This is a genomic window from Paenibacillus sp. LK1, assembly GCF_002750415.1.
GTDB lineage: Bacteria > Bacillota > Bacilli > Paenibacillales > Paenibacillaceae > Paenibacillus > Paenibacillus taichungensis.
This window is the reverse complement of record NZ_PEII01000003.1, coordinates 281,467-294,399: the sequence shown is the minus strand read 5'-3', so window position 1 is coordinate 294,399 and position 12,933 is coordinate 281,467. Positions and strand designations below refer to the sequence as shown.

The window sequence follows — 12,933 nt, the reverse complement described above, 5'->3', positions numbered from 1 at the left end:
CACTGGAGGGCTTCATATGAAAATCGCTTTTGTTTTGTTTGACGGTTTGACTTTCCTTGATTTTGCAGGATTCTATGATGTGATCAATCGGTTGAATTTCTTTGAACAAACCAAAGGCACGACGTGGGACACATGTGCGATGACTGATCAGGTTACGGATGAATCAGGCCTAACGTTGAAGGTGGATCGGGTGAAGCCTAATTTGGCGGAATATGATCTCGTTTTTGTGCCTGGTGGCATGGGAACACGCAAGCTTCGATTCGATGAGGCTTTTGTGGGCTGGCTGAGACAGGCCGAGAATGTTCCACTGAAGGTATCTGTGTGCACAGGCTCTCTGCTGATGGGGGCAGCGGGGTTTTTAACAGGTAAAAAAGCAACAACGCATCCCAATGTCTATGAACTGCTTGAGCCATACGTTGCCGAGGTGATTCAAACCCGGATTGTGAAAGACGGAAATGTGATTACAGCCGGCGGGGTAGCGACGTCCATTGATCTTGGGGTCTATGTTGTAGGTTTGCTTGCAGGCCAGGAAGCTGCAGATAATGTGAAGCTCCAGATCGATTATCCTTATGACATGCAGGGAGTGGTTGAAGCATGAATGAAGGTCAAAAGGAGAACGTGTTCATCCTTCGCAATTTACGCAGAGATGAGGCAGAGAAATATTGGCCTTTACGGCTGGAAGCGCTGAGAAATCACCCGGAAGCCTTCGGGGCTTCATTTGAAATGTCGATTCAGCTTCCCATGAGTGAAGTGCAGGAACGTATACATAATGAAGCTGATGATTACATTTTGGGTGCATATACAGAAGAAGGCATACTCACAGGAACGATGGGATTCAAAAGAGAAGAGGGACTAAAGCTGAGGCACAAAGGATACATCTGGGGAGTTTATGTCGCACCGTCTTATCGTGGATGTGGACTTGCTTCCCGCTTGCTCCGCGAAGTGTTGGATCGGGGCAGGGAATTGGAAGGCATAGAGCAAATCAATCTCAGTGTGGTTACCACAAACGGGTCAGCAAGGCGATTGTATGAGCAGCATGGATTTGAAACCTATGGCATTGAGCGCAATGCACTGGTCGTTCAGGGAAAAGGTTACGATGAAGCGCATATGACGTACTTTTATGCTGAGCGTCGTTTGAATATGAGCGATGAGCATGTTGAAGCAGGTGGTGACTTATGACGGACACGGTTCAGCTTGAACTTGACGGCATTCCTTTTAAGTTAAAAGAACCTCATTCATTCGAGTGGATCGCGCGCCTGGGTACTGTATTCCGTGTGTTTGATCAGCAGGATTCCGGCAATTTGTCCTTTGGTATTCTGGGTCTGGACGGAAAGCGGATATTCGTGAAATATGCTGGAGCATGCACGATACATGCGAACAGTATAAGTGCACCTGCCGAAGCGATTCATTATTTGAAATCATCCGTTTCCATATACGAAGATTTGACACATGACACATTGATTCATTTAAAAGAACATTTTGCAACGGAACATGGCTACGCCTGTGTATTCGATTGGGTGGAAGGAGAATGTCTGCATTCCCATTGGGATTTTCCACCACCAGCCAAGTATGAGGACCCTCGTTCCCCTTATTATCGATTCAGACAGCTTTCGGTAAAGACACGTATTCAGGCGATGGAGCGTATTTTGGATTTTCACATCGAAGTGCAACGGAGAGGATATGTGGCTGTCGATTTTTACGATGGTAGTCTGATCTATGATTTTGACAAACAAACGATGAAAATATGTGATATTGATTTGTATCGAAAGGGCTCTTTCACGAATACGATGGGACGGATGTGGGGATCATCCCGGTTTATGTCTCCTGAGGAATTTGAATTGGGTGCACCAATGGATGGAATCACGAATGTGTTCAACTTAGGAGCGATGGCTTTCTCCCTGCTGGGTGGAGAGTTGGATCGTTCATATGCCAGATGGGATGCGGGAGAAGCGTTGTACCAGGTGGTTATTCGAGCAGTAGACCCTGAGCGGGCAAGTCGTTATACATCGGTTGCTGAATTGGGTGAAGCATGGAAAAAAGCCGTGCTGCAGGATCAATAAACGATATTGAATCACTGTCTAGATTTTAAAGTCCTCTAATATATTACTCATACGCAATTGTGCACATTTGATTCGTATCTGCACGGTATATACCGTATAATGGAAATTAATGAGGGGGTATAGCCAATGTGCAAATATACGATATCAGGATTAATAACTGATTTTCTGAAGCAGCATGACGCTCGAAAAAGAAGTGTAGGCGAACCATTATTACAGAGGTTCATACCGTAGTTATGGATCCCATTTCAAACTTTTCACCCATGGATATGATGAAAATTCAGGCAAATACATTGTATACGATGGACAATCAGAAGCGTCTGTTAAGTATTAACGAACCGGATGGTGGGCAGGCTCCAGCCTTATTTATAGGGATAACTTCTGTCGGGCAATGCTCTTATTATCATGAGCAGTTGCCGCTCACTCTGATTGAGGAGCTAGGCTGTGACACTGAGCTTCCGCTCGATATTGCGAAGCTGATTCGGAGAGTGGAGACGTTTAAGCCAGTGAAGAGTGTATGGATGGGCCCGGCTTATGCATTTCCCGAGAAGTGCGGCGAATGGCATCCGAATGTTCAGCGTATAGAGAGTCATCGTACTTTTCTGCTGGAAAAGCATTTTCCTAATTTAATAGAGCATCTGCATGAAAAAATGCCCGTTATTGCTTATGTTATGGAGGATTCGGCTGTCGCTGTATGTTGTTCGGCCCGTGTATCCCAACAGGGTGCTGAGGCGAGTCTGTATACGGCGCCTAATTTCAGAGGACAGGGTTATGCAGCGGAGGCGGTAAAGTGCTGGCAGTATTATGTTAAAGAGAGCGGGCGCATTCCAATCTATAGTACATCATGGGATAATATAGCTTCACAAACTGTTGCCCGAAAACTGGGACTAATCCAGTTTGGTGTGGATTTCAACATCACGACTTCGTCATAAAAGATGCAATCATTTGTGTTAAATGAAGGACATCAATCCGCTGTGTTGAAACTCGGGATCAAAAGTTGTTATTGCAGCAATGATTAGGAATTTTGTACAAAAGAACCTGCAATAAGTCATTGTAGCGCATATCCGTATCTATCGGGATGAGTATAATTATGATCATAGCTTTGTCGAGTTTATTGAGAGTGCCGTTCTTAAGTTTGAGCAGGGACAGGAGTGATTCCATGATTCGCAAACGTATTGCAAGCGGCACGGTGATGCTGTGTGCAGTGTGGATGTTGGTAGCATGCTCGAATCAGGCGGAAAGTCATGACGTGAGCTGGAAAATTGATAGCAATCTTCAGCAAATCGTGAACGAAACTGAGATTCTGACCAGCAGTAATCCAGGTGACTATATTGCTGCTAATACAGAGGCGTATGCACAGATTCTGGATACGGGTGAAGAGGGACTGAACGTTCTGATTCAGCAACTGGAGTCCAGTGCAGATAATGGTCTTAAGGAATGGCTTATGGCTCAGGCAAGTACGGAGCTGCTCGGAGAGCGTAACCCCGTGGAACGCTGGCAAAGTGGCAAAGACTGGCTCAGACAGTATAAAATAAAGGTAGAATAATGGCTCATCATCATTAGTGCATGACTTACAGCGAAGGTTGTGGAGGGAACGGAATCGATTCTGAAGAAGCTCAAGAAAATTTGGAGATAACAGCGATCGAAAGAACGATCCGTAACCGAAACGATCACCGCAGGTCGTCAAACGTTAACGTCTGTGATGACCCAGAATAACATAACTCACCTCCCAGTCATCATGAGCAGGAATGAGAGGTTCCAGGAACCTGAAAGAATACGTTATAGAGGTGAAACCCTTGAAGAAGAAAATTGCATTTTTTGACTCGGGAATCGGTGGTTTAACCGTCTTGCATAAGGCTTTGCATCAATTCCCTGAAGAAGCGTTTCTGTATTATGCCGATACATTGCATGTTCCTTATGGGACCAAGTCCGCCGATGAGGTTAGAGGACATATCTTCAATTGTGTGGAGGCTATTGTTCAGGAAAATGTGCAAGCGATCGTGATTGCCTGCAATACAGCGACCAGTCTGACCGTAAAGGATCTGCGTGCCAAGTATGATATCCCAGTTATCGGGATGGAGCCTGCTGTGAAACCAGCTGTGGAAATGAATCGAAGAACCGGCAAAAGAGTGCTTGTATTTGCTACAGCCCTGACTTTGAGTCAAACGAAATATCATGAATTGGTATCCCGTGTGGATGATCACCATAGTGTTGATTCCATTCCATTACCAGAACTAGTGGAATGGTGTGAACAGTTGGATTTTGATCCACAGAAGATTGCGGCATATTTCCGCCTCAAACTGGCTGATCTTGATCTGAGCTTATACGGTACAGTTGTACTTGGCTGCACGCATTATCCGTTCTACACTTCGATTCTTCGTACGGTTCTGCCAGATCATATTCAGATTATTGATGGTAGTACGGGAACAGTTAACCGCTTGAAGCAGCTTCTTGGGTTGGCAGAACAAAAGGGCGTGTGGACAGAGGATAAGGTTACTTTTCTTAGTTCATCTGGCCGTTCGGAAGACCAGGAGAATATGAGAATTGCACTCCAATATCTGGAGAAGTATTGAATGTAAATTGAATCAACAGGAGGTGAGGGGCGATGCAGGCTATTTATCTCATTCGTCATGCCAAAGCAACAGGGCAAGAACCAGACGCCGAGCTTACGGATGAAGGACTTCGTCAGGCCGAAGAACTTGCTGAGATGTTGGCGGAGCACCCAATCCAATACATTGTGTCGAGTCCGTGGAAAAGGGCACTTCAGACCGCTGCCCCACTGGGCAAAACCGTCCTGCAACATATACATACGGATGAACGTCTTCAAGAAAGGGTGCTTAGTTCCCTTCATCTGGATAATTGGATGGATGTGCTTGAACGTACATACACGGACGAAGACTGGACAGAAGAAGGTGGTGAATCTTCTCGTTTGGCGACAGCTCGGGGCCTTGAGGTGCTGGACGAGCTGTGGAGCAGGCCGGAGCATAGCGGGGCTGTGATTACACACGGCAATCTGTTATCTCTGCTCATCCGCAGTCATAATGCATCCTTTGGATTCGAGGAGTGGAAAAATCTATCTAATCCTGATGTATATGTCCTGGAAAAACAGCAGGGGGATAAAGTTACACACAGCATTCGCCGTATATGGCGAAGTTAAACATAAAGAGAGTGCTCCAGCGATTTTTGAGATCGGCTAGAACACTCTTTTCAGTTTACGATGTTGGTTTTACAAAGCGGCAACTAATAACATTACCCAACCGGCCAAGAAAGCTACTCCGCCCAGGGGTGTGATCGCCCCCAGTTTTCGAACGCCAGTTACGCTTAGGACATATAGACTGCCTGAGAACAAGAGGATGCCGGCGAATAGCAACCATCCAGCCAGCAACACAAGAGATGGCTGCTCCAGTCGATCAGCGAGCAGTCCGAGCAGGATGATTCCGATTCCGTGAACAAGGTGATACTGAACGCCAGTCTCGTATATTTTGATCATGTCAGCAGACAATCTGCGTTTGAGCGCATGTGCACCGAAAGCTCCAAGGGCAACAGCAAGAAACATCATGATACTTCCAAGTATAATCAAGGTCTGCATGTGGTCTTGTCTCCTTTTAATAGTATTAAGCAGAATATTTCTGCTCATTATGACGCTTATAGCTTACGCAATTGAATGCGCTGAATCGAATGGTCCGCTTCTTTTTTCAAAATGAGTCTGGCTCGTCCTTTAGTTGGCAGGATATTTTCGTGCAGGTTTTTGGCATTGATATCTTTCCATATCTGACTTGCCGTAAGAACAGCCTCATCTTCTTCCAGATTGGCAAAACGACTGTGGAAGAAGGAATTCTCATTCTGAAACGCTGTATTGCGTAGCAGCTTGAAACGTTCAATGTACCAGTGACGGATATGCTCCTCTTCCGCATCGATATAGATGGAGAAGTCAAAAAAATCACTGACCAACAGTGGGGTTTCCTTTTTAACCTGGAGCACGTTAATTCCTTCAATAATGAGGATATCCGGCTGACATATGGCATTCTCTTCACCTGCAATGACGTCGTAGGCAAGATGGGAGTATACGGGAGCCATTACTTCGGGTTTACCTGATTTGACATCACCCATGAATTGAATCAGTGACTTGATATCGTAACTTTCTGGAAATCCCTTCCGGTTCATGATGCCTTTCTCTTGCAGCACGGCATTGGGATACAGGAAACCATCCGTAGTGACCAGATCCACCTTGGGATTTCCTTTACCTCTTGCAAGCATAGCCTGGAGCAGGCGGGCAGTTGTACTTTTGCCCACGGCAACACTGCCCCCAATACCGATAATGTAGGGAGCGTGATGTGCTTCTTTTTTTAAAAAAGATGCCGTTAAGCGATTCAGCTCTCGTGAAGCTCCTGCATATAAGTCAATAAAGTGGGTAAGAGGTAGATAAATATCCTCAACTTCTTGAATGGATACCTCTTCATTTAATCCCTTTAGCTGTTCCAATTCCGCTTTCGTTAGTGGAAGAGTGGTCTGATATTTCTTCAAGTCAGCCCATTCCTTGCGGTTAAACTCGGTGTAAGGAGAGTATAAATTCATGAGATCCCGCTTTCTGTATGTAATGTTATGTTGGCACAATCATTAGTGTACCAAATTTCAGGGAACTGACAACACCTTTACATTGATGGCTCCATTAGTATATTCCCTGAAAGTTGAATGAAAAGCAACTTATAGGAAATTGTAAACCAAATTATGTTAAAGTCAACGTATACCATGCGGGAGGGTGACAGCAAATGATCGTATATGAGAGAGAGCATGATTTTGTTTTGACCGCACAGCATGAACATGGACTAGTAGCCGGAGAAATGGCTTCCCATTGGAAAACGGAATTGTTAACTGATGAAGCTCATCGAGAAGATCTGATTTTTGCCGCAAAAGAGCATGATCGGGGATGGATTGAGTTGGATTCTGCTCCATTCTGGAATGATTATAGTCAGATACCGTATTCGTTTCGTGATTTTCCGCTACGTCCACGATTTGTATTTTACCGTAAAGGTATTGAAGAGGTTCGGGAGAAAAACTTGTACGCCGGGTTGTTGTGCAGCATGATGTATACAGATTTGTTTCAAAACAACCTGGGTGCTAACGCCAATGATGATGAAGACATTAGGGAATATCTGAACGATGAACGGGAGCATCAGTTACGTATGGAACAGCAGCTTGGTGGTGGTGAAGCGTTGAAGCTTAGGCTGAAACATGATTTAGAAATTATGCTATTTTGTGATCAGCTCAGCCTTTTTCTCTGTATGGAGGAACCCGGAACACCTGCTGCACGTTATGATTTTTTCGCTGATGGACTGGGCTCTACCTTCGATGCCTGTTCAAGGCAGCCCATTCAGGCCGAGTGGCTTTCCAATGAGAAAGTAGGATTGTCTTTTGTGCCGTTTGATGAGGACTTTACAGTCGTTATGCCTTACAAATCGGTGCCGAAAGCAAGTATTCGCAAATTTGGTCTGCTGCAGGCTTATCGCCGTGCCGAGTGGAAAGAGCGTCGGGTGTTAATTACAGGCATGAGCTGAGTGGCGCATATTTGATATTTGGTTCAGTATTGCATACATCATAAATAGGCGGGCTTCCGAAATTTCCGGTGTCCGTCTTTCGTATGCGTTTATATCAAAATTGACGTTGCAGATAATCAGGAAAGTTTAGAGAGATTCGGAATAGAGATTGAAGCAGGAGAATCTATCTATGTACCAGAAGTGTTAGGGTACAACGAAGTATATAAGCTTAATTCTATGTATGAATTGCAATGGATTAGGTTCTGTATAAGGCAACTGGGAGGATAAACATGGACATTAGAACTGAGATTTTAACGATGTGTATGATATGGGACAAACAAAATGATCAGGTACTATTAATGAATCGACCCAACCAAAAAGGATTTCCGGGATACATTGCTCCTGGAGGGAAAGTTGATTTTCCAGAAAGTATTGTGGATGGTGCCGTGCGAGAAGTTAAAGAGGAAACAGGACTTGTGGTGAAAGAGATTACATACAAAGGTCTTGATGAATTTTGTGATCCGGAGCAAGGATTGCGTTATATGGTATTTAATTACGTGGCTACTTCTTATGAGGGGGAGCTACTGAGCGAGCCGCCTGAAGGTGAACTGTTGTGGGTGTCTTTAGGTCAAGCGCTAGAACTGCCTATGCAGGATTGGTTTGCGGAACGTTTCCCACGATTTTTTCAAGCAGGTACGTTTGAGCGGAGTGTAATATGGGAGAAATCCACCGGACGTACACTGAAAGAGACGTTTATGGTGTATAGTGATTCGGTTCTTGAACAGAGTAAAGTCAAATAATTCAAAACGCTCAGGAGGCGAAAGAAATTATGGGATACCAGCATGCACTGGAAGGATACATTGCAGCGACAAATACACATGACTTTGATGAGGTAAGCAAATGGTTATCACCGGATGCCGTATGTTGGTTTACGGGAACGTCTTGTACTACCCTTAACGAAATTCAGGCTTATTTTGAAAACGCTTGGGAGACAGTCAAGGATGAGGTATATCGTGCAGAAGATGTCACGTGGATTACGACTGGCGAAGAGCAGGCAGTCTGTATTTATACCTATCACTGGAAAGGACTGTATCAAGGGCAGCTGGCTGCTGGAAAAGGTCGGGCTACCAATGTATTTGTTGCAGGCATCAACGGAGAATGGAAATTAATCCATGAACATTTAAGTGCGGGTGAATAACGTGAGGAATAGAACGTTGCGTTGTTATAACAGTCTACTTGAATAAAGCTAATAATTAAGCTTCTATCTGATGCATGCCTCATATTTTATCAGCCAATTCTATATATTTATATCCAGATATTATGATATAATGAAGTTTACTTTTTAAAAGGAGAGGACTTGCTATTATGGATATTACATTTCGTGAATCGCTTGAGGGAATAGAAATCGACCAACTTAGCGGGGCTTTTTTCGAAGGTTGGCCAAACCCTCCATCTACGCCTACATTTCTGAAGTTGCTGGAACAATCCTATGCTGTCGAACTGGCTATTGATGAAGAAACCGGAAATGTGGTGGGCTTTATTCAAGCGATTTCAGATGGAGTTCTTAGTGCATATATTCCCTTATTGGAAGTGCTTCCGGAGTATCAGGGTAAAGGTATCGGAACAGATCTCATCAAGCGTATGTTTAATCGTCTGGGTGATCTCTATATGATTGATCTTTTGTGCGATAACGAACTCCAGGAGTTCTATGAGAAACAGGGCATGCAAAAAGCATCTGGCATGGTGATTCGTCATTATCAAAATCAGGCTGGAGCGGTAAAAAGCTAATAGATTTGGTGAAATAGATGGTTGAAATAAAGTATAAAAATCGTTCCGGAGTAACCTGAAGTTATAAAAAGAGAAAAATATGAATTCAGACTAAAACATTTATATACGGAAGGTTGTTATATATTTGGTGACTAGCCATACATAGGCTTCTGCAAACGGGACGTAAATGAATATGTACGAGGAAAAGGTGGAGATTGGTGTGAAATTGTCGTTCCGGATTTTGGACTGGGAAGAAGAAAAACCTTATGAACTTTTATTGATGGCTGATCCGTCCAAAGCCATAGTTGACGAATATCTGAGTCGCGGTGTTTGCTTTATCGCTGAATATGAAGGAGAAATGGTGGGAGAGTTTGTTTTGCTTAAGACGCGTCCAGAGACGGTAGAGATTGTTAATATTGCCGTACAGGAAGAGTTACAGGGACAGGGCGTTGGCAAACACATGATCAAGGAAGCGATAGAAGCAGCACGCAAGCTCGGTGGTCGAACGATAGAAATTGGGACAGGCAACTCAAGTTTTCATCAGTTGAAGCTGTATCAACGCTGCGGTTTTCGCATTATAGGGGTCGATCGGGACTTTTTTGTGAAACATTATGAAGAAGAGATTATAGAAGATGGTATTCGCTGCGTCGATATGATTCGTTTGGCTCTGGATCTGGATAACGTGGCAGAGGAGAACAAGAAGTGAAGATATACCGCCTGAAATCAGAGGATAGTCGCAGCATTACCGCTTATGGCAGTGAGGGAGCAGAGATTACGCCAATACTCCGAAGCACAACAGCTTGTCACGTAGCACAACTGAAACTGTCTGCAGGAGGCAGTGTAGGTTTTCATCCAGCAGTGGGTGAGCAGGTATTTCTGGTGCTTGAAGGGGAAGGTTGGGTGGAAGGTGAGACAGGCGAACGGGTAGCTGTACGATCGGGAGAAGCCGCGTATTGGACTAACGGAGAGAATCATCAATCTGGATCGAACAAAGGACTAACCGCATTGTTGATTGAGGGCGAAGAACTAATTGTTCGGTTTTCGCTAGAGGAGGGAGACTCTTAGATAGGGGCTGATGATTTGAGTGTTTGGGTCATTGTTATTATTATTGGGGTGATTTTTACTCCATCGTTCTATCAGATGAATAAGCGTATTCGTAGATTGGAAGAGCAGGTTAGATATCTTTCAGACGAGAGGAAGAACTTTTAAGTGGATCGGTACACACACATGGGAGTATACGGTTTAGTCACTTGGGAGCAAAAATTCCTGTTAGTTCATAAGGCAAGAGGAGCCTATACGGGGAAATGGGATTTGCCTGGAGGAAGATTGGAATTTGGTGAGCAACCGGAGACCGCTCTGCACCGTGAGATTGAAGAGGAGACAGGCCTTTACAATCTACAATTGGTGATTCGTTCTGCGGAATCGAACGTATTGGAGTGGGTTTACGAAGGCCAGCCGGAAGAGCTGCACCATATTGGAATTTTATACGATGTATATTTGACAAGCGAAAGTCGGCCTTATGAGATCAAAAGGGAACCGGATGGCGAAGATTCGCTGGGCGCACAATGGTTTACTATGGAAGAGATTGGAGCGTTATCGTTGACGCCATTTGCAGAGTATATGATTAACAATTTTAATAGAAACCTACTTTGATTTGAATTTTAGGACTGGTCAAATGGAACAGAATCGTTTATTCTGTGATAGAATACAATTTTTTTTCAACTGAATAGGACTGACACCTTAAAGCATAAGGCTATGAATCTGCGGATTCGTGGCCTTTTTTTGTGTTTTTTAGGGGTGAATTGGGTCTTTGGAAGGGGAGGTTGCATGCCTTGTAGGGATGGGGATTGCTGAAAAATAATACCAATAGCCTAGATTTGCATGGTAGAATATTGATGAATATGACAAATTTAGGTTTTGGATTGAAGAGTAGTACGAGTGCTGAAGAAGCAGAATTTTGCCCCATACTAAGGTACATAGGAGAGTGATTAGATTGAAGAAAAAGATGAGATTAGCTGATAGTAAGTCAAAAAGGAATGTGTTGATAGTCGGATTGTTGACGACGGCTTTGCTGGCAGGAACGCTGCTGACTACTGGAACCGTGGGTCTGATGTCTACTGTGGAGGCTGCTACAAGCACGAATGGAGCGGGCACAACGGCTTCTGCACTTACGAAGTTCAAAGATATCAAAGGGCACTGGGCGCAAGCTACAATTGTTAAAGCCTATGATAAAAATCTGATCTCCGGGTATCAGGATGGTACGTTCCGCCCCAATGCCAAAATCACCCGTGGTGAGTATGCCACCCTTCTCAGCCGTGCAACCAGCTTGGAAAAGGTACAAGGCGAGAATCCTTTTGCTGATCTCAAGGGACACTGGTCTGAATCCGCTGTGACACAGTTGGTGGGCCAAGGCTTTATTAACGCTAATGATTATCCGAAAGGATTCAACCCCAATGCCGAGCTGACACGCTACGAGATGATGAAATGGATTGCGAACGGACTGATCAAGTCCGGAACTAGTTTCAAGGATGCTTTTGACGATAGCAAAAATACACTGCTACCTACCCCTGAAGTAAATCGGGGAACGATTCGTGCAGAACAAATTCCTTATCTTGCACTTGTTCGCGGCACTGGCATTGTCGGTGGATTTGAGGACGGTTCCTTGAAGCCTGCTGATCCAACAACGCGAGCTGAAGTGTCTGCTATTTTGCTGCGTTATATGGATGTTGAGGGCACGGATGCAGAGAAGTACAGTGATTTGAATGAAATGCGCGAGGTTGGTACGACTGGAACGAATTTAACGACGATTAGTAATTACTTTTATACTAAAAATTCTGTTACGGTAAGTGATCTATCTAAGGGAGATATAACTCTCTCTAATAATTCCGGCATACTTCGACTGCATCGAATTATTGTAGTAGATGTTACGAAAGGCACGCCGAAAGGGGTTTACTCATCACTGTTTATTGGTCCCGATTCCATTCAGTTTCCAGGAAGCTACATGACATTTGCAGATATATCGTTTACATCCAATATAGAAAAATCGAATCTCTTAGCTTTTAGCGGTGGTCTAGACAGTGCTTTGTTAAGATTTAATCGTATGGATGTTAAACATGCCGAAAAAAATGGATTCATAACTATTCCAGAGATGTCTAGTAATCTTATAAAGAAAGATGTTAAAAAACGTTTTTGGACTTCCTCTGTGCTCGTGGCAAAAGGTGGCTCTTATTATATAAAAGCTAACAACAATGATTTAGTTCAAATTCAGAACATGTAGTTTCTTCAAGGCGGTGAGTGAGTACTGAAACTCCATTATAAATTAATGTTAGTATTTAACGTTATGTTTTTAATTGTAGGTGCTATGGGCACATTTTATCTTCCAATTCAAGCAGCTACCAATGATCCGTACGGTCCAAAATCAATGAAGAGTCCATCTGTCCTGACCGTAAAATCTGCACCAAGAGTTGCTAATCCAGGTGTTTATTGGTATCAGCTTGATGATGGAAGTTTTAAAGCTGATCATACTACTGGGCCTACTTTCTCTAGAAACTTGAATCCCTTGTCTTGTTCGTCTC

General features: G+C 44.0%; 17 protein-coding genes. 15 read left to right on the top strand and 2 right to left on the bottom strand.

Annotated elements, in window-relative coordinates; all coding sequences use genetic code 11:
- Positions 1–16 precede the first annotated feature (16 nt).
- The 7 genes from CS562_RS08280 to CS562_RS08250 all read left to right on the top strand — a co-directional run bounded on the left by CS562_RS08280 (position 17) and on the right by CS562_RS08250 (position 5,214).
- On the top strand, positions 17–598 hold the full coding sequence (locus CS562_RS08280) for a DJ-1/PfpI family protein (RefSeq protein ID WP_099854912.1): 582 nt from the start codon (positions 17–19) through the stop codon (positions 596–598).
- Positions 595–1,179 carry a GNAT family N-acetyltransferase gene (locus CS562_RS08275; RefSeq protein WP_099854910.1) on the top strand — a complete coding sequence of 195 codons (585 nt, stop codon included), beginning with the start codon at positions 595–597 and terminating at the stop codon, positions 1,177–1,179. Before CS562_RS08280 ends, CS562_RS08275 begins: the two co-directional genes overlap by 4 nt.
- Positions 1,176–2,060 (top strand): serine/threonine-protein kinase, encoded by an 885-nt coding sequence (locus tag CS562_RS08270; protein ID WP_099854907.1) that lies wholly within the window; start codon positions 1,176–1,178, stop codon positions 2,058–2,060. Before CS562_RS08275 ends, CS562_RS08270 begins: the two co-directional genes overlap by 4 nt.
- A gap of 233 nt (positions 2,061–2,293) precedes the next feature.
- Entirely contained in the window at positions 2,294–2,989 is a 696-nt protein-coding gene (locus CS562_RS08265; RefSeq protein WP_099854905.1) for a GNAT family N-acetyltransferase, read from the top strand.
- Positions 2,990–3,216: 227 nt separating this feature from the next.
- On the top strand, positions 3,217–3,603 hold the full coding sequence (locus CS562_RS08260) for a hypothetical protein (RefSeq protein ID WP_083678952.1): 387 nt from the start codon (positions 3,217–3,219) through the stop codon (positions 3,601–3,603).
- A 202-nt stretch (positions 3,604–3,805) separates the two neighbouring features.
- Entirely contained in the window at positions 3,806–4,630 is an 825-nt protein-coding gene (murI, locus tag CS562_RS08255) for a glutamate racemase (RefSeq protein WP_099854904.1), read from the top strand.
- 32 nt (positions 4,631–4,662) lie between these two features.
- Positions 4,663–5,214: a histidine phosphatase family protein gene (locus tag CS562_RS08250; protein ID WP_099854902.1), complete on the top strand. Its 552-nt coding sequence runs from the start codon at positions 4,663–4,665 to the stop codon at positions 5,212–5,214.
- Between the two features lie 69 nt (positions 5,215–5,283).
- On the opposite strand, the gene CS562_RS08245 is transcribed toward CS562_RS08250, so the two are convergent.
- Positions 5,284–5,646 carry a DUF423 domain-containing protein gene (locus CS562_RS08245; protein WP_076289959.1) on the bottom strand — a complete coding sequence of 121 codons (363 nt, stop codon included), beginning with the start codon at positions 5,644–5,646 and terminating at the stop codon, positions 5,284–5,286.
- A gap of 56 nt (positions 5,647–5,702) precedes the next feature.
- Positions 5,703–6,632, bottom strand: coding sequence for a type I pantothenate kinase (gene coaA, locus CS562_RS08240; RefSeq protein WP_024628283.1), 930 nt, complete (start codon positions 6,630–6,632; stop codon positions 5,703–5,705).
- Positions 6,633–6,826: 194 nt separating this feature from the next.
- Between coaA and CS562_RS08235 the strand changes: the two genes are divergently transcribed.
- The 8 genes from CS562_RS08235 to CS562_RS08200 all read left to right on the top strand — a co-directional run bounded on the left by CS562_RS08235 (position 6,827) and on the right by CS562_RS08200 (position 12,635).
- A complete protein-coding gene (locus CS562_RS08235; protein ID WP_099854901.1) occupies positions 6,827–7,612 on the top strand; it encodes a DUF3891 family protein in 786 nt (261 codons plus the stop codon).
- A gap of 269 nt (positions 7,613–7,881) precedes the next feature.
- Positions 7,882–8,391, top strand: coding sequence for an 8-oxo-dGTP diphosphatase (locus tag CS562_RS08230; protein WP_076289955.1), 510 nt, complete (start codon positions 7,882–7,884; stop codon positions 8,389–8,391).
- A 29-nt stretch (positions 8,392–8,420) separates the two neighbouring features.
- Positions 8,421–8,789 (top strand): YybH family protein, encoded by a 369-nt coding sequence (locus CS562_RS08225; protein ID WP_099854899.1) that lies wholly within the window; start codon positions 8,421–8,423, stop codon positions 8,787–8,789.
- Positions 8,790–8,956: 167 nt separating this feature from the next.
- Positions 8,957–9,379: a GNAT family N-acetyltransferase gene (locus tag CS562_RS08220; RefSeq protein WP_306553852.1), complete on the top strand. Its 423-nt coding sequence runs from the start codon at positions 8,957–8,959 to the stop codon at positions 9,377–9,379.
- A gap of 166 nt (positions 9,380–9,545) precedes the next feature.
- Positions 9,546–10,064 (top strand): GNAT family N-acetyltransferase, encoded by a 519-nt coding sequence (locus CS562_RS08215; RefSeq protein WP_076289953.1) that lies wholly within the window; start codon positions 9,546–9,548, stop codon positions 10,062–10,064.
- A complete protein-coding gene (locus CS562_RS08210) occupies positions 10,061–10,423 on the top strand; it encodes a cupin domain-containing protein (protein WP_099854897.1) in 363 nt (120 codons plus the stop codon). The genes CS562_RS08215 and CS562_RS08210 overlap by 4 nt, the downstream gene beginning before the upstream one ends.
- A 144-nt stretch (positions 10,424–10,567) precedes the next feature.
- A complete protein-coding gene (locus CS562_RS08205) occupies positions 10,568–11,011 on the top strand; it encodes an NUDIX domain-containing protein (protein ID WP_099854895.1) in 444 nt (147 codons plus the stop codon).
- A 331-nt stretch (positions 11,012–11,342) separates the two neighbouring features.
- Positions 11,343–12,635: an S-layer homology domain-containing protein gene (locus CS562_RS08200; protein WP_257219420.1), complete on the top strand. Its 1,293-nt coding sequence runs from the start codon at positions 11,343–11,345 to the stop codon at positions 12,633–12,635.
- Positions 12,636–12,933: the final 298 nt, after the last annotated feature.

What these genes read in the sequence shown, in the direction of transcription:
- CS562_RS08275 (WP_099854910.1), top strand. Translation starts at nt 595, where the DNA reads ATGAATGAAGGTCAAAAGGAGAACGTGTTCATCCTTCGCAATTTACGC.
- coaA (WP_024628283.1), bottom strand. Translation starts at nt 6,632, where the DNA reads ATGAATTTATACTCTCCTTACACCGAGTTTAACCGCAAGGAATGGGCT.
- CS562_RS08235 (WP_099854901.1), top strand. Translation starts at nt 6,827, where the DNA reads ATGATCGTATATGAGAGAGAGCATGATTTTGTTTTGACCGCACAGCAT.
- CS562_RS08250 (WP_099854902.1), top strand. Translation starts at nt 4,663, where the DNA reads ATGCAGGCTATTTATCTCATTCGTCATGCCAAAGCAACAGGGCAAGAA.
- CS562_RS08245 (WP_076289959.1), bottom strand. Translation starts at nt 5,646, where the DNA reads ATGCAGACCTTGATTATACTTGGAAGTATCATGATGTTTCTTGCTGTT.
- CS562_RS08280 (WP_099854912.1), top strand. Translation starts at nt 17, where the DNA reads ATGAAAATCGCTTTTGTTTTGTTTGACGGTTTGACTTTCCTTGATTTT.
- CS562_RS08225 (WP_099854899.1), top strand. Translation starts at nt 8,421, where the DNA reads ATGGGATACCAGCATGCACTGGAAGGATACATTGCAGCGACAAATACA.
- CS562_RS08260 (WP_083678952.1), top strand. Translation starts at nt 3,217, where the DNA reads ATGATTCGCAAACGTATTGCAAGCGGCACGGTGATGCTGTGTGCAGTG.
- CS562_RS08265 (WP_099854905.1), top strand. Translation starts at nt 2,294, where the DNA reads ATGGATCCCATTTCAAACTTTTCACCCATGGATATGATGAAAATTCAG.
- CS562_RS08220 (WP_306553852.1), top strand. Translation starts at nt 8,957, where the DNA reads ATGGATATTACATTTCGTGAATCGCTTGAGGGAATAGAAATCGACCAA.
- CS562_RS08215 (WP_076289953.1), top strand. Translation starts at nt 9,546, where the DNA reads ATGAATATGTACGAGGAAAAGGTGGAGATTGGTGTGAAATTGTCGTTC.
- CS562_RS08270 (WP_099854907.1), top strand. Translation starts at nt 1,176, where the DNA reads ATGACGGACACGGTTCAGCTTGAACTTGACGGCATTCCTTTTAAGTTA.
- CS562_RS08230 (WP_076289955.1), top strand. Translation starts at nt 7,882, where the DNA reads ATGGACATTAGAACTGAGATTTTAACGATGTGTATGATATGGGACAAA.
- murI (WP_099854904.1), top strand. Translation starts at nt 3,806, where the DNA reads ATGAGAGGTTCCAGGAACCTGAAAGAATACGTTATAGAGGTGAAACCC.